The sequence below is a fragment of the Kitasatospora sp. NPDC057936 genome, assembly GCF_042887525.1.
Lineage (GTDB): Bacteria > Actinomycetota > Actinomycetes > Streptomycetales > Streptomycetaceae > Kitasatospora.
Window position 1 is genome coordinate 1 of sequence record NZ_JBHVPD010000080.1, and the last position, 20,971, is coordinate 20,971.

A 20,971-nucleotide genomic window follows, 5' to 3' on the forward strand; every position below is an offset into this window, starting at 1 on the left:
CACGCCCCATCCGATGAGCCTGGCATCAAGTCCGATGACCTTCCAAAACAGACCCTAGGCCCGGCAACGCGGAGGGGCGCCGGACTCGGTCCGGCGCCCCTTCGGCGTTGGTGCGGGTCTTACTGGTGGACGGCCGCGGGGGCCGTCGGCTACTTCTTCTTGCCCTTGCCGTACGGCAGGCCCGCGAGGGCGGCGATGATCGCGAAGGCCGCGATCGGGATCAGCACGTACAGGCCGATGGTCTGGCCGACGCCGAGGCCGGAACCCGGGTCGTCGCCGTCGTCCCGGGTGAGGGCCATGGCGGGCGACGACAGCAGCATCATCAGCGTGACCGTTGCGGAGACCGCGCCGGCTCGCAAAGCGTTCCTCTTGTCCACGTTTTCCAACTTACCCGGGGCTTATGGGGTGGCGCGCGTCGGGGTGGGCCTCATGGGACTTCCGGGGCTCCGGGTGGGGGCGGCTCAGGGGCGGTGGTGGCGCGGGGTGGGGGCCAGGAGGTGGGACAGGAAGGGGGCGGCGGGGGTGGTGGCGAGGGTTTCCAGGGTCACCGGGTGGCCGGCGCCGTCGGCGATCGGGAGGCGCCAGTTCGGGTACTGGTCCCATGTGCCGGGGAGGTTCTGCGGGCGCGGGTCGCCGACCAGGTCGGGCAGCCACACGCCCACCAGCCCGGCCCCGGTGGCGCCCAGGAAGCGGTACAGCACCGGCATCGACAGCGGCTCCCCCGGCGCCAGCAGCCCCAGCCGCGTCAGCGCCGCCCGCCACTCGGCCAGCTCCGCCGCCGCCTCCGCCTGCTCGTCCCCCAGCGGCCGGGCCAACAGCCCCAGCCGGTGGCGCAGCTCGACGTGTTCGCCGGAGAGCCGGGCCGCCGTGCTGGGCAGGTCGTGGGTGGTGAGGGTGGCCAGGCAGCCGCGCCGCCAGCGGTCCGGTGGCAGGACCTCCCCGCCGGCCGCCCAGTCCCGTTCGAACCACAGCACGGACGTCCCGAGGATCCCGCGCTCGGCCAGTTCCTCGCGGACGCCCGGCTCGACCGTGCCGAGGTCCTCGCCGATCACCGCCGTCCCGGCGCGGTGCGCCTCCAGCGCGAGCACGCCGAGCATGGCCTCGGCGTCGTAGCGGACGTACGCGCCCTCCGTCGGCGCGTGCCCCTCCGGCACCCACCACAGGCGGAACAGCCCCATCACGTGGTCGATCCGCACCGCGCCGGCGTGCCGGGCGGCGGCCCGCAGCAGTTCCGCGTACGGGGCGTAGCCGGCGGCGGCGAGGGCGTCGGGGCGCCAGGGCGGCAGGCCCCAGTCCTGGCCGTGGGCGTTGAAGGCGTCCGGCGGGGCGCCGACCGAGATGCCGCCCGCCAGCACGTCCTGGAGCACCCAGGCGTCGGCGCCGTCCGGGTGGACGCCGACCGCGAGGTCGTGGATGAGGCCGACCGGCATGTCGGCGCCGTCGGCGGCGGCCCTGGCGGCGGCGAGCTGCTGGTCGACCTGCCAGGCGAGCCAGCGGTGGAACTCGACCCGGTCGGCGAGCTCCTTGCGGGCGCGCTCGATCCCGGACCCGTCCGGGTGGCGCAGCCCCTTGGGCCAGGCGTGCCAGTCGGGGCCGTGCTCCTCGGCGATCGCGTTCCACAGCGCGTACCGCTCCAGCCACTCGCCCTCGCGGCGCAGGTAGGCCCGGTAGGCGGCGTCGCGGCCGGTGCCCCGCGGGACCTCGTGCAGCAGTTCCAGCGCCTCGCGCTTGAGCGCCCAGACGGCGTCCCGGTCGATCAGGCCGTCGTGCGCGAGCACTTCGGCGCGGAGCCGGGCGGCCCGGCGGCCGAGTTCCTCGGCCTCGGCGCGCTGGTCGCCGACGAGGTAGGCGTACTCGGGGACGGCTTCGACGCGCAGGTGGACGGGGTCGGCGAAGCGGCGAGAGGAGGGGCGGTACGGGGACGGGTCGGAGGGGGCGCCGGGGAGGCCGGCGTGGAGGGGGTTGATCTGGACGAAGCCCGCGCCGAGGTCGGCGCCGGCCCACTGGGCGAGGTCGGCGAGGTCGCCGAGGTCGCCCATGCCCCAGGACCGCTCGGAGAGGAGGGAGTACAGCTGGGCGAGGAAACCCCAGCTGCGGGTGGGGAGTCCGGGGAGCTTGTCGGGGGCGACGACGAGGGCCGCGCGCGCCGTGCCGCCGGCGCACTCGGCGGTGAGGACGTGCCGGCCGAGGGGCAGGTCGGCCGGGAGCCAGTGGGAGTGGCCGCGGGGCAGTTCCCACACGCCGCCGTCCTCCAGCTCGACGTGGAGGCGGGCGTCGGCGGGGACGTCGAGCGCGGTGCGGCGCCCCTGGCGGACGACGACGCAGGGCGGCAGCAACCGGGCCTGCTGCTCGGCCCGGTGACGGTCCAGCGCCGCCCGCACCTCCTCCGGCGTCCCGGCCTCGACTCCGAGCGCCCGCAGCACCGCCACCAGTGTCCGCGCGCCGACCGGCACCCCGCCGGGCCCCGGGTCCTTCGGATCGACCCCGTGCGCCTGTGCCAGCGCCACCAGTTCGGGTGGCGGGGCCGGAGCGTCCTGCGCCGGCACCTTGAGCCCGTCGGCTCCGTCACGGTCGAGATAAGCGGCCACTCGCGGCTCCTGCGATGTCTCGGCAACGCCAGTTCGGGACGACCACAGTCCTACCCGCGTGACGGCCCGATGACGCTGCGCGACACGAGCGCGAGCGGTCGACCGGCCGTCAGGAGGGGCCGGGGAGGGCGAACGGCGCGGCTGCGGGGGTGGGCAGAGGCGCGCGTCGAGAAAGGGACGAGGAGAGCGCGAGGGCGGCGAGCGGTCGACCGGCCGTCAGGAGGGGCCGGGGAGGGCGAACGGCGCGGCTGCGGGGGTGGGCAGAGGCGCGCGTCGAGAAAGGGACGGGGAGAGCGCGAGGAGCGGCGAGCGGTCGACCGGCCGCCAGGAGGGGCTGGGAAGGGGGAACGGCGCGGCTGCGGGGGTGGGCAGAGGCGCGCGTCGAGAGAGGGGCGAGGAGGGCGCGAGGGCGGCGAGCGGTCGACCGGCCGTCAGGAGGACCGGCCGCCCCGGGCGGTTCTGCTGGTGGGAGGGATGACCCGGGGGGGGAGGCACGGTGATCAATTGGGCAAAGTGGACATATCTGACGACGGCGTTGACACCGGGTTGGGTAGCTGGTGGGGTTGCGGCGATGTGGTCCAGGCCTGGCGAGGAGGCTCCTGTGCAAGCCCGAGTTTCCGTAGCGGCCGGGCGGCGGCTGCGGCAGCAGTTGGAGCAGAGCTCCGCGCTGCGCGATGTCCTGCACCACCCCGCGGCGCTGGCGGCCCGGCGGGCCACCGCGCGGACGTGCCGTCAGCTGGCGCCGAAGACGGCGGACCGGCTGATCGCCGACCTCAAGGGGACGGAGCCGCTGCTGGCGTCCGTGCGCGCCGAGCGGGCGGCCGGGAGCCGCGCGCCGGGGCGGCGGGCGCTGCAGATCGCGGCCGGTGTCGCCGCGGCGGCCGTGGTCGGCGGGCTCCTCGCGGGGCCGGTGCCGTCGGCGGCGGCGTACGTGGGGGTACCCGGGCCGGACGTGGTGAGCACCGCGCCGCAGACCCCGCTGGGGAGCGTGACGAACCCGCAGGTGTTCCCGCGGCCGCAGGAGCAGACGGTGGCCGGGAAGCCGGTCGTGGTGCCGGCCGCGGTGACGCTGGTGACGGCGCCGAAGGCGGACCACGGCGCGGTGGACGCGGTGCACGAGGTGCTCGGGATCGCCGGGGCCACCGACTTCACCACCGTGTCCGACGTCGACGCCCCGCCGGCCGCGGGCTCGCTCGTCGTGTACGTCGGCGGGCCGGCCGAGGGCGCGGGCGGCGCGGTGGACCGGGCGCTGCGCGACCTGGCCGCCGCGGGCGGGACGAAGGACGGCGCCGCGCCGTCGCTGATCGGGATGCCGATCGGCGGCTACGTGCTGACGGCCGGCCAGCTGCCCGCGCAGGGCGGCGGGACGTACGGCGCGGTGGTGCTGGCGGGCGCGGACGCGGCGGGCACCTTCTACGCGGCGCAGAGCCTGCGGCAGTTGCTGGCGGCGGTGCCGGCCGGGCAGGGGCAGAACCAGGCGCCCGGCGCCTCGGGGCTCGGCCTGCCGGGGATCACGCTGCGCGACTGGCCGTCCGGGGCGCCGGTGCGCGGCACCGCGGAGGCGTTCTACGGCACGCCGTGGACGGCGCAGCAGCGGCTGGACCAGGTGGAGTTCCTGGGCCGCTCGAAGCAGAACTTCTACCTCTACGCGCCCGGTGACGACCCGTACCGGCTGTCGCGCTGGCGCGACGCGTACCCGGCGGACAAGACGGCCGAGCTGCGCGAGCTGGGCGGCCGGGCGGCCGCCAACCACGTGACGCTCGGGTACGCCGTCGACCCGGGGCAGTCGTTCTGCTTCAGCTCGGGCAAGGACGTGGACGCGCTGGTGGCGAAGCTGGACGGGCTGCGCGCCCTCGGCTTCTCCGCGTTCCAGCTGCAGTTCCTGGACGTCAGCTACGACGAGTGGCACTGCTCCGACGACCGTTCGACGTACGGCACCGGGCCGGCCGCCGCGGCCAAGGCGCAGGCCGCGCTGGCCGCGAAGGTGCAGGACCGGCTGATCTCGAAGAACCCGGGCCTGGCGCCGCTGTCGATCGTGCCGACCGAGTACCACCAGTCGGGTTCGACGCCCTACCGCAAGGCGCTCGCGGACGCGCTGCCGGCCGGGGTGCAGGTGGCGTGGAGCGGGGTCGGGGTGATCCCGGAGAAGATCACCGGCGCTCAGGCCTCGGACACCGCGGGCCTGTACGGGCACCCGCTGGTCACCATGGACAACTACCCGGTCAACGACGCCAACCCGGACCGGCTCTACCTCGGCGCCTACACCGGGCGCGACCCGGAGGTGGCGAGCCGTTCGGCGGTGATGCTGACCGGGGCGATGCAGCAGCCGGTGGCCTCCCGGATAGCCCTGTCGACGGCCGGCGACTTCGCCTGGAACCCGGCCGCGTACAAGCCGGACGAGTCCTGGCAGGCCGCGCTGCGCACGATGGCCGGGCCGACCGGCGCCTCCGCGACCCCGGCCGGGTCGGCGCTTGCGGCCGTCACCGCGCTGGCCGGCAACAGCTCGTCCTCGCCGCTGTCCAAGCAGGAGTCGGGCTACCTGACCCCGCTGATCGACAGGTTCTGGGCGACCGCCGAGCCCACCTCGGGCGCGGCCCCCGACCTCGCCAAGCTGATAGAGGCCGCGGGCCCGCTGCGGGAGGCGTTCGGCGCGATGGCCTCGGCCCAGGAGACGCTGGCCGGCACCGCGGCGACGTCCGCGCTGGCCGCCGAGGCCGGGCCGTGGCTGGCGCCGCTGCACGGGTACGGGCTGGCCGGGCAGGCCGCCCTCGACATGCTGCTGGCGCAGCACGGCGGTGACGGCGCCGCCGCCTGGAAGGCCCGGGTGGAACTGAACCGGCTGCGCGAGCAGCTGGCGCAGAGCCCGGCGACGATCGGCGCGGGCGTGCTCGGCCCGTTCCTGGAGCACGCGCTGCGGGCCGCCGACAACTGGGCGGGCGTGGTCAGCGGCGGCATCAGCCCGACGACGACGATGGGCTCCGCGCACGACCACCTGCCGGCGCTGATGACCGACGGCCAGGCCGACACCTTCTACTGGAGCTCCGCTCCCCCGCAGCCGGGCGACTCGGTCGGCGTGGACCTCGGCTCCGGGCGCCCGGTCAGCGGCGTCACCGTCCTGATGGGCGGCTGGGGCGACGGGCCGGACGCCCAGAGCGCGGTGGACGACTACATCCGCGACGGCGTGCTGGAGTACTCGACCGGCGAGGGCGGCTGGAAGCAGCTGGCCGTGGTGAAGAACCAGAAGACGGTCAGCGCCCAGGTGCCCGCCGGCACGGTGGTGCGGGCGGTGCGGCTGCGCGCCACCGCCGCCCAGAAGACCGCGGTGGCGGTGCGCGAGTTCACCGTGACGGCGCCGGACGAGGCCCCGGCGAGCGTCTCCGGCGGACCGGCCGCGCTGCCCGGCTCCTCGGCGGCGGCGGTGCTGGACGGCAACCCGGACACCGCCTACCGGGCGGCCAGCGCGCCGACCGCGCAGGACGAGCCGCTGACGGTCGAGCTGGGCGCGGCCCGGCCGGTGGACCGGCTCACCGTGCTGACCGACCCGAGTGTGAAGGCCACCGCGACCGTGTCGCTGCGGCGCCCGGACGGCACCTGGTTCGACATAGGGACGATCAACCCGGGCTACAACGAGCTGCCGGCCGGCGGCCAGCCCGCCGACGCGTTCCGGCTGACCTGGAAGCCGGGCGGCGACCCGCCGGTCGTCAACCAGGTGATCCCCTGGTACGCGGACGCCCCCGCGGCCCGGCTCACCCTGGCCGACCCGTCCCTGGACGTGGTGACCGGCGCGGCCGCGCCCGCCCAGACCCAGGCGACGGTCACGGCCGGCCGCCCCGAGGGCACCACCGGCAGCCTGCAGGCCGACGTGCCGGCGGCGGCGAAGGGCCTGACGGTGGCGCCGGCGGCCGGGGTGACGGTGCCGCGCGGCGGGAAGGTCGGGGTGCCGCTGCTGGTCAGCGCCGCGGCCGGGACGCCGTCCGGGACGTACCAGGTGCCGGTGCAGTACGTGGCCGGCTCGACCGTCGTCAAGCAGGTGCTCCAGGTGCACGTGGTGCCGCCGACCGGCGGGGCGGACCTCGCGCTCGGCGCGAAGGCCACCTCCTCGGGCGACGAGACGGCGAACTTCCCGGCCTCGAACATCGCCGACGGCGACCCGAAGACCCGCTGGTCCTCGCCCGCGCAGGACAACGCCTGGGTGCAGCTGGAGCTGCCGCAGGCCGTCCGGCTCGGTGCTGCGGTGCTGCACTGGCAGGCCGCGTACGCCGCGTCGTACAAGATCCAGACCTCGTCGGACGGGGTCACCTGGACGACCGCGGCGAGCGTGGACAACGGCAAGGGCGGCGACGAGACGGTGCGCTTCGACGCCGCGAACGCCAAGTTCCTGCGGATGCAGGGTGTGACCCGGGCCACCAAGTACGGCTACTCGCTGTGGGGGATCGAGCTGTACGCCGTGACGCCGCCCGCGCAGCCGCAGCCGCCGGTGGCTCCTCCGGCGCAGCCGGGGACCCCGGGCACCCCCGGCACCACGCCCGCGCAGCAGCAGCCGCAGCCGGGACAGCCGGCCGCGGGACAGCAGCCGCCGGCCGCCGGGACGCCGCCCAAGCAGTAGTCCGTGCAGTGGCCCGCACAGCGGTCCGTGCAGTGGTCGCCCGCGGGGCGGCCGTACACACGGCGGGCCGCCGTGCTCCCCGGTGGGGTGCGCGGCGGCCCATGAGGCGTACCGAGATGTGACGGGGCAGGCCCTTGTGGAGCTCTGGTTCAGGCGGAGAGCGGTTCGGGCTGCTCGCCGCGGCGGACTGGGGCGGCGTGGGCGCCGTGCGCCCGGCCGATCGGGACCGAGTGGTTGGGCTCGGTATGGTCGTGGTGCTCGTACTCGCCCCACTGCGGGGCGCGTAGTTGGTCGCCGCCGCCGTACGGCTCCAGGTAGGGCCGCCAGCGGGGGTCCTTGATGCCGGTGCCGATGATCCGCCAGGCGAGGCCGGAGGGCGGCGCGGGCGGGCGCTTCATGCGCCAGCCGAGTTCGGTCAGGTGGCGGTCGGCCTTGGTGTGGTTGCAGCGGCGGCAGGCCGCCACGACGTTGTCCCACCGGTGCTGGCCGCCCCGGCTGCGCGGGATGACGTGGTCGACGCTGGTTGCGGCGGCCCCGCAGTAGACGCAGCGGCCGTGGTCGCGGGCGAACAGCGCCCGGCGGGTGAGCGGGACGGGCCCGCAGAACGGGACCCGGACGAAGCGGGTCAGGCGGACGACGGACGGCGCCGGAAGGGCGCTGGTGGCGCTGTGCAGAGTGACTCCGGTGTCCTCCAGGCTGACCGCCTTGTGGTTGAGGACCAGGATGAGTGCGCGGCGCATCGATACGACGCCGAGTGGCTCGTAGGACGCGTTGAGGACCAGGACATGCGGCACGGATGCCTCCTTGGACGCCTGCGGCGCGTGGCTCGCGCCGGGACGAGCGGTTGGATCACCCAACGGGTGAGTGATCTCCCCCAGTGTCGCCTTACGCCTTCGTACGGCGCCACCACTCCTGTGTAACGGACCTGACGTGATCTCCGGGTGTGGTTTCCGTCATACCCGATATGCCCGGCGGAAGGTCGGGTTGCACCAGGGCCCCCGGTAGGAGCCCTTCCGCTTCCCCCCGGGGGGACTGCTCGGCCGGTCGGAGCAGTGGTGGGGCCGCCTCCCGGGGGTGCCGGAGCGGTGCCGAGGCGGTGCCCGGACGGGTGCGCGCGGGAGCGCACCGGGGCGTTGACGGGGCGTCCGGGGCGGCCCGCGCGCCGTTCGGCGGGTCCGGTCGGGTGTTCGGTGCCCGCTAGGCTGGGGCGACGGTCCGCGGGTCGGGCTCGCTGCGGCACGGGACCGGGCAATGCCCCCTGCAAGGAAGGTCCCGCACGTGTTCCGCTCCGGCGTCCTCGGCCTCGCCGACGCGTCCTCCCAGTCGACGACGCCGTCCCCCGGCCCGACCGCGCCGCAGGTGCCGCAGCTCGACCTGCGGATCCCGACGAGCGCACAGGAGGTCTCGGACACCACCAAGCAGGCGGCCAGCTGGTTCGACACCCACTGGCAGTCCTGGCTCGCCGCCGGGGTGCGGATCGTCTTCATCATCGTGCTGGCACTGGTGCTGCGCGCGGTGGTGCGCAAGCTCATCACGCAGCTGATAACCAGGATGGCGCGCGCCCACGAGAGCGCCGAGGAGCACGGCCGCATCGGCGGACTGCTCGCCAACACCGGGGTCGTCAACCCGGAGCGGCGCCAGCAGCGCTCGGAGGCGATCGGCTCGGTGCTGCGCAGCGTCGCGTCCTTCGGCATCCTCGGCACGGCGGCGCTCATGGTGCTCTCCGCGCTGGGGGTGAACCTGGCGCCGCTGCTGGCGAGCGCCGGTGTGGCCGGTGTGGCGATCGGTTTCGGCGCCCGCAACCTGGTCACGGACTTCCTCTCCGGCGTCTTCATGATCATGGAGGACCAGTACGGCGTCGGCGACGAGATCGACACCGGGGTGGCCGCCGGCACGGTGCTGGAGGTCGGCCTGCGGGTGACCAAGCTGCGCGGCGCGAACGGCGAGATCTGGTACATCCGCAACGGCGAGGTGAAGCGGATCGCCAACATGAGCCAGGGCTGGTCCACGGCCACCGTGGACGTCCAGGTCGGGTACAAGGAGGACCTCCTCCGGGCCGAGGACCTGATCCAGGAGACGGCCGAGGCGATGTCCAAGGAGGCTCCGTACGACGAGCTGATCTGGGAGCCGGTGTCGGTGCTGGGCGTGGAGTCGGTCGCGGCGGACTCGGTGGTGGTGCGGATCGAGGCCAGGACGGCGCCGGGCAAGGCGGCGATGGTGGCGCGGGCGATGCGCCAGCGGCTGAAGGCGGCCTTCGACCACGCCGGCATCAAGGTCAAGGAGGAGGCGGCGGCCACGGGCGTCGCGATCGCCGCGGCCCCGGACCCGTCGCCGCCGTCCTCGCTGGCCGACCCGACCTCGGCGCGCTACAAGGCGACCGAGCCGATACCGGCGCCGAAGCCGCCGATGGACGACCTCGCCAAGCCGTAAGCCGCCGACGGACGACTTCGCCAAGCCGTAAGCCGCCGACGGACGACTTCGCCGAGCCGTAAGCCGCCAATGGACGACTTCGCCGAGTCGTAACACCCCTTCGCAGCGGCCGGGAAGGCCAGGACACGCGGACGAAAGCCCCGCTCCCACCGACGTGGGGGCGGGGCTTCGTGCTGCCCGGTAACGCTTCGGCATCCACCGCCCGGCGGGCCATTGACACTCCGCCGACGCTGACCGTACGGTCCTTCCCAAGCGACTGGAAAGTTTCCTAACAGTTCGCACCGTGGGCCCGGGACACCCCCCGGGCGCTCCCCGGACACCCCCGGGAGTTCCCCCGGGTACGCCCCCGACCTGCCGGAAGAGGAGGATTCTGCGCGTGACCAAGACCACCGCCAAGGCCCCCCTCGCCGGCACCCCCAGCCTGCTGCGCGCCATCAACGACCGAGCCGCCCTCGAACTGCTGCTGGAGAACGGACCGCTCTCCCGCACCCAGATCGGCACGCTCACCGGGCTCTCCAAGCCCACCGCCTCCCAGCTGCTGGCGCGCCTGGAGGCGGCGGGCCTGGTCCTGCCGGTCGGCACCACGGCGGGCGGGCCCGGGCCCAACGCGCAGCTGTACCAGGTGAATCCGGCCGCCGGGTACGTCGCCGGGGTGGACGTCACGGCCACCGGGATCCGGGTCGCCGTCGCCGACATCACCGGCAGCACGCTCGCCGAGCACGTCGTGCCGGTGAAGGGCGCCCCGGCCGCCGGGACCGTCCCCCGGGTCGCCGCGGCGGTCGCCGACACGGTCCGGGCGGCCGGGATCGGGGAGGGCGCGCTGCACACCGTCGTGATCGGCGTCAGCGGCGCACCCGATCCCGTCACCGGCAAGCTGCGCTACGCCTCCCACCTGGCCGGCTGGCACTCGCCGACGCTCGTCGAGGAGCTGACCGGGGAGATCGGCGCCCCCGTGTCGATCGAGAACGACGTCAACCTCGCCGCCGTCGCCGAGCAGGCCTCGGGCGCGGCACGGGGCTCCGAGGACTTCGTCCTGCTGTGGGCCGGTGCGGGGATCGGCGCCGCGATCGTGATCGCCGGGCGGCTGCACCGCGGCTTCACCGGCGGCGCCGGTGAGGTCGGCTACATGCCGGTGCCCGGCTCGCCGGTCGTGCGGGACGTGCGCCGCCGCAACTTCGGCGGGTTCCAGGACCTGGTCGGCGCGGCCGCCGTCCGGGCGCTGGCCCGCGAGCACGGGCTCGGCGCGCCCACCGCCGAGGAGACCATCGCCAAGGCCCTGGCGACCCCGGGCGCCGGCGAGGAGTTCCTCCGCGAACTGGCCGGCCGGATCGCCGTCGGGCTGGCCGTGATCGTCGCCGTCGTCGACCCCGAGCTGGTGGTCCTCTCCGGCGGCGTGCCGAGCGCCGGCGGCGAACATCTGCGCGCGCTCGTCCAGGAGGAGCTCGCCCGGCTCTCGATCGCCCGCCCGGAAGTGCGCAGCAGCACCCTCGCCGGTTCACCCGTCCTGCTCGGCGCGCTCCAGCGCGCCCTGGCGGCCGCCCGCGAGGCGGTCTTCTCCACCCACTGACAGCCCCCTGCCCCTGCCGACTCCCCCCGACTCCCCCTGCGATCCACCCCTGCACCCACCTCTCCCCAACCCCCGACCGCGGGCGACGAGGCAATGACGCCTGCCCGCGCACCCCCAGGAGGACCTCGAAGTGCACCCCACCACCTCCCGCAGAGGCCGCCGCACGATCGCCGCCGTCACCGGCAGCGCCGTCCTCGCCCTGCTCGCCACCGCCTGCACCGGCAGCAACGACGCCGGCGGCAGCGACGACTCGGCGAGCGGCAAGGACGTCACCATCACCTTCTGGCACGGCTGGAGCCAGGACAACGAGGTGAAGGCGATCAACGACAACATCGCCGCCTTCGAGAAGGCCCACCCCAACATCCACGTCAAGGCCGTGGCCAACATCGCGGACGACAAGGTCAACCAGGCCCTGCGGGCCGGCGGCGACGACGCGCCGGACGTGGTCTCCTCCTTCACCACCAACAACGTCGGCATGTTCTGTTCGACCAAGGCCTTCATCGACCTCAACCCGCTGCTGAAGAAGAGCGGCATCGACGCCGCCAAGACCTTCCCGTCGGCGATGCTCAACTACACGCAGTTCCAGGGCAACCAGTGCACCCTGCCGCTGCTCGGCGACGCCTACGGCCTCTACTACAACAAGAAGGCCTTCGCCGCCGCCGGCATCACCGCCCCGCCGAAGACCTTCAGCGAGTTCGCCGACGCCGCCGCCAAGCTCACCGTCCCGGACGGCGACGGCTTCAAGCAGCTCGGCTTCATGCCGAACTACCACGGCTACGAGTCGACCACCGAGCACTTCCTCGGCCAGTACGGGCCCACGTACTTCGGCTCCGACGGCAAGTCCACCCTCGCCTCCGACCCCAAGGTCGCCGCGATGCTCAGCTGGCAGAAGGGCCTCGTCGACAAGCTCGGCGGCTTCGACAAGCTGGAGAAGTACCGCTCCACCTTCGGCGAGGAGTTCAGCGAGAAGAACCCCTTCCACACCGGCCAGGTCGCCATGGCCATCGACGGCGAGTGGCGCACCAACTCGCTCGCCGAGAGCAAGCCCGACTTCGACTGGGCCACCGCCCCGTTCCCGGTGCCGGACGACCAGGCCGCCACCTACGGCCGCGGGTACCAGACCGGCACCGTCATCGGCATCGCCCGCAGCAGCAAGAAGCAGGCCGCCGCCTGGGAGCTCGTGAAGTACCTGACCACCGACACCGACGCGGTCGTCAGCTTCGCCAACGCGATCCACAACGTGCCGAGCACCTTCGACGCGCTGAACTCGCCGAAGCTCATCAGCGACCCGAACTTCAAGACCTTCCTGGACATCGCGAAGAACCCGAACTCCGGCACCACCCCGGCCAGCGCCAACGGCGGCGCCTACATCGTGTCGCTGCAGAACCTCGGCTACGCGTACGAGTCCGGCAAGCAGCCCGACCTCGCGGCCGGCCTCGCCGCCACCGCCAAGGAGATCGACGCCGCCATCGCCCAGGCGAAGTAACCGGCCCGGCACGGCAGTCCGAAGAACACGGCACTCGGAGCACCCCATGGCACTCGCGTTCGGCACCCGCAAGGGCACCGGACCCGCCGACCCGGCGGCGCACTCCACGCAGCACCTGCTGCGCCGGAAGCGCCGCCGGGAGGCGGCCCGCACCCTCGCGTTCCTCTCCCCCTGGCTGATCGGCTTCGGCGTCTTCTTCCTGTACCCGCTGATCTCCACCGTCTACTTCTCCTTCATGAAGTACGACGGGTTCTCGGCACCCGCCTTCAACGGGCTGAAGAACTGGGACTACGTCTTCAACCACTACCCCTTCTTCTGGCAGGGCCTGCGCAACACCCTCTGGCTCGTCGTCGTCATGGTGTCCCTCCGGGTGCTGTTCGGGCTCGGCATCGGGCTGCTCATCACGAAGATCAAGAGCGGCGTCGGCTTCTTCCGCACCGCCTTCTACCTGCCCTACCTGGCCCCGCCGGTGGCCGCGACCGTCTCCTTCGCGTTCCTGCTCAACCCCGGCACCGGCCCGGTCAACCACTTCCTCGGCGAGCTCGGGCTCCCGCAGCCCGGCTGGTTCGCCGACCCGAACTGGTCCAAGCCCGCGCTCACCATGCTCGCCATGTGGGGCATCGGCGACCTGATGGTGATCTTCATGGCCGCCCTGCTGGACGTGCCCAAGGAGCAGTACGAGGCGGCCGAACTCGACGGCGCGGGGCCGCTCCAGCGCTTCCGCTACGTCACGCTGCCGAACATCTCGCCGATCATCACGTTCGCCGTGGTCACCGGCGTGATCCAGACCATGCAGTACTACACCCAGGCGATCGTCGCCGGGCGCGTCGCCAGCGGCATCGCGGGCAACTCCGGGCAGCAGTTCGAGCCCGGCTTCCCGCAGGGCTCCACCTGGACCCTGCCGCAGATGGTGTACAACCTCGGCTTCCAGCGCTTCGACACCGGCTCCGCCTGCGTCGTCGCCCTGGTCCTGTTCGCCATCGCGATGGCCGTCACCTCCCTCCTGCTGCGCCGCCGCTCCGGCTTCATGGCGAGCGAGGACTAGCGGACCAGCGGATCAGCGGACCAGTGAGGACCCGTTCATGACTCTCAGCACCCCCGTACTCGCCAAGGCCTCGTCGCCCTCGGGACGTTCGGCCGGCTCCGCGGCCGCCCGGCGGCGCGCCGCGCTCAACTGGGTGGCCGTCCACGCCCTGGGCATCGCCGCCGCGCTGTTCTTCATCCTCCCGTTCGTCTTCGCCTTCCTGACCTCCGTCATGACGGACAGCCAGGCGCTCACGACGAACTACTGGCCCACCTCCTGGCAGTGGGGCAACTACACCAAGGTGTGGGAGGCGCCCGGGTTCCTCACCTGGTGGCGCAACACCCTGGTCTACGCCGGCGCCGGCACGCTGCTGACCGTCGTCTCCAGCCTCCCGGTCGCCTACGCGCTCGCCAAGTTCCGCTTCCGCGGCCGGAAACTGGCGCTCATGGCGGTCATCTCGATGATGATGCTGCCGCCGCAGGTCACCATCATCCCGATGTACCTGTTCTGGGCGAAGCAGATGCACCTCACCGGCACCCTGTGGCCGCTGATCATCCCGATGGCCTTCGGCGACGCCTTCTCCATCTTCCTGCTGCGCCAGTTCCTCACCACCATCCCCAAGGAGTACATCGAGGCGGCCCGGATCGACGGCTGCGGCGACCTGCGCACCCTGCTGCGCGTCGTGCTGCCGATGGCCAAGCCGGCCATCGCCGCCGTCGCCCTGTTCCAGTTCTTCTACTGCTGGAACGACTACTTCGGCCCGCAGATCTACGCCAGCGAGAACCACGCCGCCTGGACGCTCTCCTACGGCCTGGAGTCCTTCAAGGGCGCCCACCACACCAACTGGAACCTCACCATGGCCGCCACCCTCCTCGTGATGGCACCGGTGATCCTCCTCTTCTTCTTCGCGCAGAAGGCCTTCATCGAAGGCGTGACACTGACAGGGGTCAAGGGCTGATGTCCGCAACCAAGTCCGTACTCAAGCTGGCGATCGTCGGCGGCGGTTCGACGTACACCCCGGAGCTGATCGACGGCTTCGCCCGGCTGCGGGACACCCTGCCGATCGGCGAACTCGTCCTGATCGACCCGGCCGCCGAACGGCTGGAGCTGATCGGCGGGCTGGCGCGGCGCATCTTCGCCAAGCAGGGCCACCCGGCGGTCGTGTCCACCACGACGGACGTCGCGGCCGGCGTCGCCGACGCCGACGCCGTCCTGCTCCAGCTGCGCGTCGGCGGCCAGGCCGCCCGCAACCAGGACGAGACGTGGCCGCTGGAGTGCGGCTGCGTCGGCCAGGAGACCACCGGCGCCGGCGGGCTCGCCAAGGCGCTGCGCACCGTCCCCGTCGTGCTGGACATCGCCGACACCGTCCGCCGGGCCAACCCGGACGCCTGGATCGTCGACTTCACCAACCCGGTCGGCATCGTCACCCGGGCCCTCCAGGAGGCCGGGCACAAGGCCGTCGGCCTGTGCAACGTCGCGATCGGCTTCCAGCGGAAGTTCGCCGCGCACCTCGGGGTGGCACCGGAGCTCGTCCGGCTCGACCACGTCGGCCTCAACCACCTCACCTGGGAGCGCGGCGTCACCCTGCTCGACGCCCCCGGCGCGGCGGGCGGGCGGGAGGTGCTGCCCGAGCTGCTCCGCGACTTCGGCAAGGAGATCGCCGACGACCTCCACCTGCCGCAGGCCGTCGTGCAGCGCCTCGGCGTCGTCCCGTCCTACTACCTGCGGTACTACTACCAGCACGACGAGGTCGTCGAGGAGCTCAAGGCGCAGGGCTCGCGGGCCGCGCAGGTCGCCGAGATCGAGCGGCAGCTGCTGGAGATGTACGCCGACCCCGCCCTCGACACCAAGCCCGAACTGCTGGGCAAGCGCGGCGGCGCGTTCTACTCCGAGGCCGCCGTCCAGCTCATCGCCGCCCTGCTCGGCACCGACGGCGGCACCTCCGTCCAGGTCGTCAACACCCGCAACGACGGCGTACTGCCCTTCCTGCCCGACGACGCCGTCATCGAGGTGCCGGCCGAGGTCGACGCGGCCGGCGTCCGCCCGCTGCCGCAGCGGCCCGTCGAGCCGCTCTACGCCGGGCTCGTCGCGGCCGTCACCTCGTACGAGCACCTCGCCCTCGACGCCGCCCTGCGCGGCGGGCGCGACCGCGTGTACGACGCGCTGCTCGCCCACCCGCTGGTCGGCCAGTTCGACCTCGCCGACCGGCTGACGGACCGGCTGCTCGCCCACAACCGCGAGCACCTCGCCTGGGCCTGACGTCCGGGGCGCCGGGCGGTCGCGCTCGTCCTGACGTCCGGGTGTTCGGGCGTCCTGACGTCCGGGTGTTCGGGCGTGCAGGCGTCCGGGCATCCGGGCGTCCTGACGTCCGGGTGTTCGGGCGTGCAGGCGTCCGGGCATCCGGGCGTGCAGGCGTCCCGGGCCCGCTGTGACGGCCCGACGTCCGCGCCCCGGCGTCGCCGTGGACGGCCCGGCCCGCGATATGAGGGTGTCGCGGGCCGGGCTCCGCGAGCGGACCGCCCACCCCCGGCCGGGGAACCCCCGGCCGGGCCACCCGGCCGGGCACCCTCGGCCGGGCCACGTACGAGTCGCGGGGACCTGATGACCCACCAGCCCGAACCACTCCTGCCCGGCGTGCTCGCCATCGACGCCGGCAACTCCAAGACCGACGTCGCCCTGATCGGCGCGGACGGCACCGTCCTCGGCACCGCCCGCGGCGGCGGCTTCGCACCGCAGAAGATCGGCGGCGCGGCCGCCGTCGCCGGCCTCGCCCCGCTGGTCGAGGAGGCCGCGCGCGCGGCCGGGCACCCCACCTGGACCGGCCGGCTGACCACCCACGTCAGCGCGTGCCTCGCCAACGCCGACCTCCCCGTGGAGGAGGAGGCGCTGCGCACCGCGCTGGAATCCCACCCCTGGGGCGTCAGCAACACCGTCGTCAACGACACCTTCGGCCTGCTGCGCGCCGGCACCGACGGCCCGCGCGGCGTCGCCGTCGTCTGCGGCGCCGGCATCAACTGCGTCGGCCTCCTCCCGGACGGCCGCACCGCGCGCTTCCCCGCCCTCGGCGAGCTCACGGGCGACTGGGGCGGCGGCGCCAGCCTCGCCGGCCACAGCATGTGGCACGCCGTGCGCGCCGAGGACGGGCGCGGCGGGCCCACCGCCCTCGCCCGGGCCATCGCCGAGCACTACGGGCTGCCCAGCGCCGGCGCCGTCGCCGAGGCCGTCCACCTCGGGCACCTGCCGGCGGCGCGGCTGCACGAGATCGTCCGGGTGCTGTTCGCCGTCGCGGACGCGGGGGACCCGACCGCGCGGGAGCTCGTCGACCGGCAGGCCGACGAGATCGTCCGGCTCGCCGTCGTCGCGCTCACCCGGCTGCAGCTGCTCGACGCGCCCGCCCCGGTCGTGCTCGGCGGCGGAGTGCTCGCCTCCCGGCAGCCGCTGCTCCTCGACAACGTCACGGCGCGCCTCGCGAAGGCCGCGCCGCTGGCCGAGCCGCGGGTCGTCGTCGCGCCGCCGGTGCTCGGGGCGGCCCTGCTCGGGCTCGACCACCTGGGCGGCGACGCACGGGCGCAGGCGCGGGTGCGGGAGGCGTACGAGGCCGGGCGACCGGTCGCGGTGTGAACCGGCCCTGAGCCTCCGGTCGTCCTGGCCTTCCGGCCCTCCTGAACTTCCGGCCCTCCTGAACTTCCCGTCCCCGTCGGGTCCGCACATCCGACGGGGGCGGGAACCGCACCCCGGCCCGCACACGTGTAACCGGATGTCCGCGTCCACGACCGGATGTACACGTCCGCCACGTTGCCGGGGAGACTGGTGCCATGGCCACGCCCCGCATCCTGCTCACCGCCGTCCTCTCCTGCACCGCCGTGGCCCTCACCGTCGCCGGACTCGCCTCCTGCACCCCCGTCGACGAGCACCCGACGGCCGTGAGCGCGTCCAGCGAGTCCGGTGGCCCGGACGACGACCCCGGGGACGCCGGCGACCCCGGGGACGCCGGTGACGCCGGTGACGACGCCGTCGAGGCGGTCCCTTCACTGCCGTCCGCCCCCGCCACGTGCTCGCCGGCCGGCGAGCACCCCGGGCACACCGTGCTGCTCGTCGTCGCCGCGGACCCGGCGGACCCGGCAGGGGCGGCGGACGCCGCAGGCGCCCTGGACGGCCCCGGGCTCACCGCCCGGGCCACCCGGTACCTCTGCTCGTCGAACCGCTTCGAGCCCGTCGGCCGCCCGATGCGCTACTCCTTCGCCGCCGCCGGCGTCGACGCCGCCCTCGTCGACCGCCGGAACGGCGACCCCGCCAAACCGGTGCCGCTGCCCGAACTCCTCACCCACCTCGACGACTGCCTCGCCGCCCGCCCTCCCGCCACCCCCTACGGCTGCTACGGCAACACGTACGACGTCGTCCTCGACTCGCACGGGCGCATCATGCGGATCACGGAACTCGGCCGCCCGTAGGGATTCAGCGGGCCGGGCCCCCGCGATAGGTTGGTGCCCCGGATCGATCGGAGGGGCGGGTGACGTGCGCGAACACGAGCCGGACGGCGCTGACCACCCCGTCGTCGACCGCCCTGGCGCTGACCACCCCGCTGCGCCGGAACACCCGCCGCGCCGCGCCCGCGCCATCGCCGACAAGATCGACCACCTGATCTCCCGCGACGCCGCCCGGGCCGACGGACGCGCCCCCACCTACCGCGAACTCGCCGACCGCATCAACACCCTGGCCGGACGCGACGTCATCTCCAAGGACACCATCCGCAACCTCCACCACGGCGTCACGCAGAAGGGCCAGAGCCCCAACCCGACCGTCGACACCCTCGACTGGCTCGGCCGCGGCTTCGGCATCCGGCAGGGCGCGGCCTACTTCCTGGACGACCGCAGGACCGCCGACGTCGACGAACAGCTCGACCGCCTCGACAAGTTCGGGGACCTCCGGCAGGCCCTCGGCAACTCCGGGGTGGTCAGCCTGGTCAAGCGCGCCTCGGGACTGTCCGACAACAGCCTGAACATGCTGCTCGTCCTCGCCGAACGGCTCAAGACCCTGGAGGAAGGGGCGTCGGGAGCAGACGGCCTCAGCGGCTCGGACGCGAACTGAGGCCCTCCGCCTGCTCGTGTGCCCGCCCGCCCGCATGTACGCCCGCTCGCCTGCACGTGCGCCCGCTCGCCGATCGCCGCCGACTGAAGGAACGTTTTCCCGCATGCCACTTCCCCGCGGCCTCCGCAGGCGCTGCGAGAACATCCTCGGCGCCCTCGACCTGCCCGTGCCGTTCACCGTCGAAGGCTTCCGCGCCTCGCTCGAACGCCACCGGGGCCGGCCGATCGCCATGGAACCCCTGCCCGCCCTCGGCCACGACGCCCCCTGCGGACTGTGGATCGCCCTCCCCAGCATCGACGTCGTCTTCTACGAACGGCACACCACCCCCGCCCACCAGGACCTCATCAAGCTCCACGAACTCGGGCACGTCGCCTGCGAGCACACCGGCGTCCTCGAACTGCGCCACCTCACCGGTCTGTTGCCGGACCTCACCCCCGAATTCGTCGCCCGGGCCCTCGGCCTGGCCCGCACGAGCTACACCACCGTCGAAGAACAGGAGGCGGAGATGATAGCCCTGCTGCTCGCCGACCTCGCGGGCACCGACCGCGCGCGCACGGAATCCTCCCAACGGCTCGTCGACAGCATGCTCAGCCCGGTCGAACCCCTCCGGCGCGGGCGGCGGTCCTCGGGAGGGCGAGGCTGAGGATGCTGCGCTCCGTCTTCGAGATCCTCGTCCCCGCCCTCCTGTGGACCGCCGTCGCCTGGCGCGCGCCCCGGGCCTTCCGCTCCCCCGCCACCCGCGCCCTCTGGGGCACCGTGGCCGCGATGGCGCTCGCGCTCACCACCCGGCCCGCCCCCGTCGCCCGCCTCCTGGAGGACGGCACCGGGCTGCCCGAGGTGTCCGTCCTGATCAAGCACCTCCTCGGCATCGCGGCGGCGACCTGCCTGCTCGACTACGTCTTCGCGATCCACGGGAAGCCAGGGACGGGCATCCGCTCGGCGAAGGTCCGGCACGCGGCGGCGGCCGTGGCGTGCGGGGTGATGGCGGTGCTGTCGGTCTTCTTCTTCAAGCACGAGCAGATCGGGCCCGACGGCATCGACGCGCACTACGCCGACCGGCCGGTGCAGCTCTACCTCACCGTCTACTACCTGTTCTTCTTCGCCTCGACACTGCTCGCCTCCCGGCTCTTCTGGTCGAACCGGCTCAACGTGCCCCGCGGCCTCCTGCGGACGGGCGTCCGGCTGATGGCGGCGAGCACCGGGACCGGGGCGGTGTACGTCCTGTACCGGGTGTACTACATCGCGGCGCACACCGTCGTCGCACACGACCCCGTCACCGGGAAACCCGTCCCACCGTACGACCCCGTCGGCGAGCTCCTGCCGGCTGCGGCGGCCATCTTGCTCGTGCTCGGCCTCGCCATGCCGCCCCTGCGGACGGTGAGCCGCTACGTCCGCGACCAGCACGCCATGTGGCGGCTCCACCCCCTCTGGGCCGACCTCGTCGCGGCGGCGCCGCAGGTCGTCTTCGGCACCCCGGCGGGACGGGTCCGCAACCTCTTCGCCCTCGGCGACCGCTCGCTGGACGTCGCCCACCGGGCGTTCGAGATCCGCGACGCGGCACTGGCCCTGCGGGACGGCCTGCCGTCCTCGGCCCCCGGCGCGGGCGCCGCGGTCGCCGCGGTCGCGCCGGGCGACCGAGCGCGCGCCGAGGCCGCCTGGTTCCACGCCGCCCTCCACCACCACACCACCGGCCACCCCCCGGCCACCGGCATGCCCCCCGAACCCGCCCACCCCGGCGGCGCCACCCCGCAGGAGGAGATCACCTGGCTCCTGAAGGTGGCCACCGCCTACCGCCGCCTACCCACCTGAGACCGCGCGCAGGAAGTCGGGCCGACCGACTTCTGGCGCCCGCCCCCTGGGAATCGAACGAATCAACACCACACCACCCGGGGCCATGCGGCGCACAGAAAGTCGCCCAAGTCGACCTCCCGAATGCGAATCCACACAGAACCGCCCGGGGCAGCGAAGGCTGGTGCGCGAGAAGTCGGCCCCGTCGACTTCCCACCCCGGCCATAAGGGCACGGGCGAAGCAACGCGGGACCACCCGGCACAGCAGCGCGCAGGAACTCGAGCCCGCCGACTTCCCGCGCCCGGCGAATAGAAGCAGCTCTACCCCGGGGCGCCAGCAGGCGGAGTAGAGGCGCCCGCACAGGAAGTCGGCCAAATCGACCTCCCACGCACC

At 73.8% G+C, this 20,971-nt stretch carries 15 protein-coding genes; 12 read left to right on the forward strand and 3 right to left on the reverse strand.

Annotated features, from left to right (window positions below; genetic code table 11):
• Positions 1 to 149: 149 nt before the first annotated feature.
• Positions 150 to 377: a hypothetical protein gene (locus tag ACFVU9_RS32805; protein WP_380441980.1), complete on the reverse strand. Its 228-nt coding sequence runs from the start codon at positions 375 to 377 to the stop codon at positions 150 to 152.
• Between the two features lie 84 nt (positions 378 to 461).
• Positions 462 to 2,546: a 4-alpha-glucanotransferase gene (gene malQ, locus ACFVU9_RS32810; RefSeq protein ID WP_387599761.1), complete on the reverse strand. Its 2,085-nt coding sequence runs from the start codon at positions 2,544 to 2,546 to the stop codon at positions 462 to 464.
• 643 nt (positions 2,547 to 3,189) lie between these two features.
• Between malQ and ACFVU9_RS32815 the strand changes: the two genes are divergently transcribed.
• Positions 3,190 to 7,194, forward strand: coding sequence for a beta-N-acetylglucosaminidase domain-containing protein (locus tag ACFVU9_RS32815; protein ID WP_387599699.1), 4,005 nt, complete (start codon positions 3,190 to 3,192; stop codon positions 7,192 to 7,194).
• Between the two features lie 149 nt (positions 7,195 to 7,343).
• Here ACFVU9_RS32815 and ACFVU9_RS32820 read toward each other — a convergent pair whose 3' ends face one another.
• Positions 7,344 to 7,988, reverse strand: coding sequence for an HNH endonuclease (locus ACFVU9_RS32820; RefSeq protein ID WP_380441976.1), 645 nt, complete (start codon positions 7,986 to 7,988; stop codon positions 7,344 to 7,346).
• 457 nt (positions 7,989 to 8,445) lie between these two features.
• Between ACFVU9_RS32820 and ACFVU9_RS32825 the strand changes: the two genes are divergently transcribed.
• From ACFVU9_RS32825 to ACFVU9_RS32875, 11 genes are all read left to right on the forward strand, one after another.
• Positions 8,446 to 9,624, forward strand: coding sequence for a mechanosensitive ion channel family protein (locus ACFVU9_RS32825; RefSeq protein WP_380441974.1), 1,179 nt, complete (start codon positions 8,446 to 8,448; stop codon positions 9,622 to 9,624).
• A 376-nt stretch (positions 9,625 to 10,000) separates the two neighbouring features.
• Positions 10,001 to 11,191: an ROK family protein gene (locus ACFVU9_RS32830; RefSeq protein ID WP_380506929.1), complete on the forward strand. Its 1,191-nt coding sequence runs from the start codon at positions 10,001 to 10,003 to the stop codon at positions 11,189 to 11,191.
• 130 nt (positions 11,192 to 11,321) lie between these two features.
• Positions 11,322 to 12,677 (forward strand): ABC transporter substrate-binding protein, encoded by a 1,356-nt coding sequence (locus ACFVU9_RS32835; protein ID WP_387599702.1) that lies wholly within the window; start codon positions 11,322 to 11,324, stop codon positions 12,675 to 12,677.
• Positions 12,678 to 12,723: 46 nt separating this feature from the next.
• Complete coding sequence (locus tag ACFVU9_RS32840; protein WP_380441968.1) at positions 12,724 to 13,722, forward strand: carbohydrate ABC transporter permease; 999 nt, start codon at positions 12,724 to 12,726, stop codon at positions 13,720 to 13,722.
• Between the two features lie 37 nt (positions 13,723 to 13,759).
• Complete coding sequence (locus ACFVU9_RS32845; protein WP_387599705.1) at positions 13,760 to 14,659, forward strand: carbohydrate ABC transporter permease; 900 nt, start codon at positions 13,760 to 13,762, stop codon at positions 14,657 to 14,659.
• Entirely contained in the window at positions 14,659 to 15,960 is a 1,302-nt protein-coding gene (locus ACFVU9_RS32850; RefSeq protein ID WP_380441964.1) for a 6-phospho-beta-glucosidase, read from the forward strand. Before ACFVU9_RS32845 ends, ACFVU9_RS32850 begins: the two co-directional genes overlap by 1 nt.
• A gap of 342 nt (positions 15,961 to 16,302) precedes the next feature.
• Entirely contained in the window at positions 16,303 to 17,322 is a 1,020-nt protein-coding gene (locus ACFVU9_RS32855) for an N-acetylglucosamine kinase (protein WP_380441962.1), read from the forward strand.
• Between the two features lie 194 nt (positions 17,323 to 17,516).
• Positions 17,517 to 18,152, forward strand: a complete 636-nt coding sequence (locus ACFVU9_RS32860; RefSeq protein ID WP_387599709.1) for a hypothetical protein — start codon at positions 17,517 to 17,519, stop codon at positions 18,150 to 18,152.
• A 64-nt stretch (positions 18,153 to 18,216) separates the two neighbouring features.
• Positions 18,217 to 18,789: a hypothetical protein gene (locus ACFVU9_RS32865; protein WP_387599712.1), complete on the forward strand. Its 573-nt coding sequence runs from the start codon at positions 18,217 to 18,219 to the stop codon at positions 18,787 to 18,789.
• Between the two features lie 103 nt (positions 18,790 to 18,892).
• Positions 18,893 to 19,432 (forward strand): hypothetical protein, encoded by a 540-nt coding sequence (locus ACFVU9_RS32870; RefSeq protein ID WP_380496609.1) that lies wholly within the window; start codon positions 18,893 to 18,895, stop codon positions 19,430 to 19,432.
• 2 nt (positions 19,433 to 19,434) lie between these two features.
• Positions 19,435 to 20,598 (forward strand): MAB_1171c family putative transporter, encoded by a 1,164-nt coding sequence (locus ACFVU9_RS32875; RefSeq protein WP_387599715.1) that lies wholly within the window; start codon positions 19,435 to 19,437, stop codon positions 20,596 to 20,598.
• Positions 20,599 to 20,971 lie beyond the last annotated feature (373 nt).

Excerpts from the sequence above, each read along its gene's own strand:
- ACFVU9_RS32825 (WP_380441974.1), top strand. The coding sequence starts at position 8,446 with ATGCCCCCTGCAAGGAAGGTCCCGCACGTGTTCCGCTCCGGCGTCCTC.
- ACFVU9_RS32840 (WP_380441968.1), top strand. The coding sequence starts at position 12,724 with ATGGCACTCGCGTTCGGCACCCGCAAGGGCACCGGACCCGCCGACCCG.
- ACFVU9_RS32845 (WP_387599705.1), top strand. The coding sequence starts at position 13,760 with ATGACTCTCAGCACCCCCGTACTCGCCAAGGCCTCGTCGCCCTCGGGA.
- ACFVU9_RS32850 (WP_380441964.1), top strand. The coding sequence starts at position 14,659 with ATGTCCGCAACCAAGTCCGTACTCAAGCTGGCGATCGTCGGCGGCGGT.
- ACFVU9_RS32855 (WP_380441962.1), top strand. The coding sequence starts at position 16,303 with ATGACCCACCAGCCCGAACCACTCCTGCCCGGCGTGCTCGCCATCGAC.
- ACFVU9_RS32860 (WP_387599709.1), top strand. The coding sequence starts at position 17,517 with ATGGCCACGCCCCGCATCCTGCTCACCGCCGTCCTCTCCTGCACCGCC.
- ACFVU9_RS32870 (WP_380496609.1), top strand. The coding sequence starts at position 18,893 with ATGCCACTTCCCCGCGGCCTCCGCAGGCGCTGCGAGAACATCCTCGGC.
- ACFVU9_RS32875 (WP_387599715.1), top strand. The coding sequence starts at position 19,435 with ATGCTGCGCTCCGTCTTCGAGATCCTCGTCCCCGCCCTCCTGTGGACC.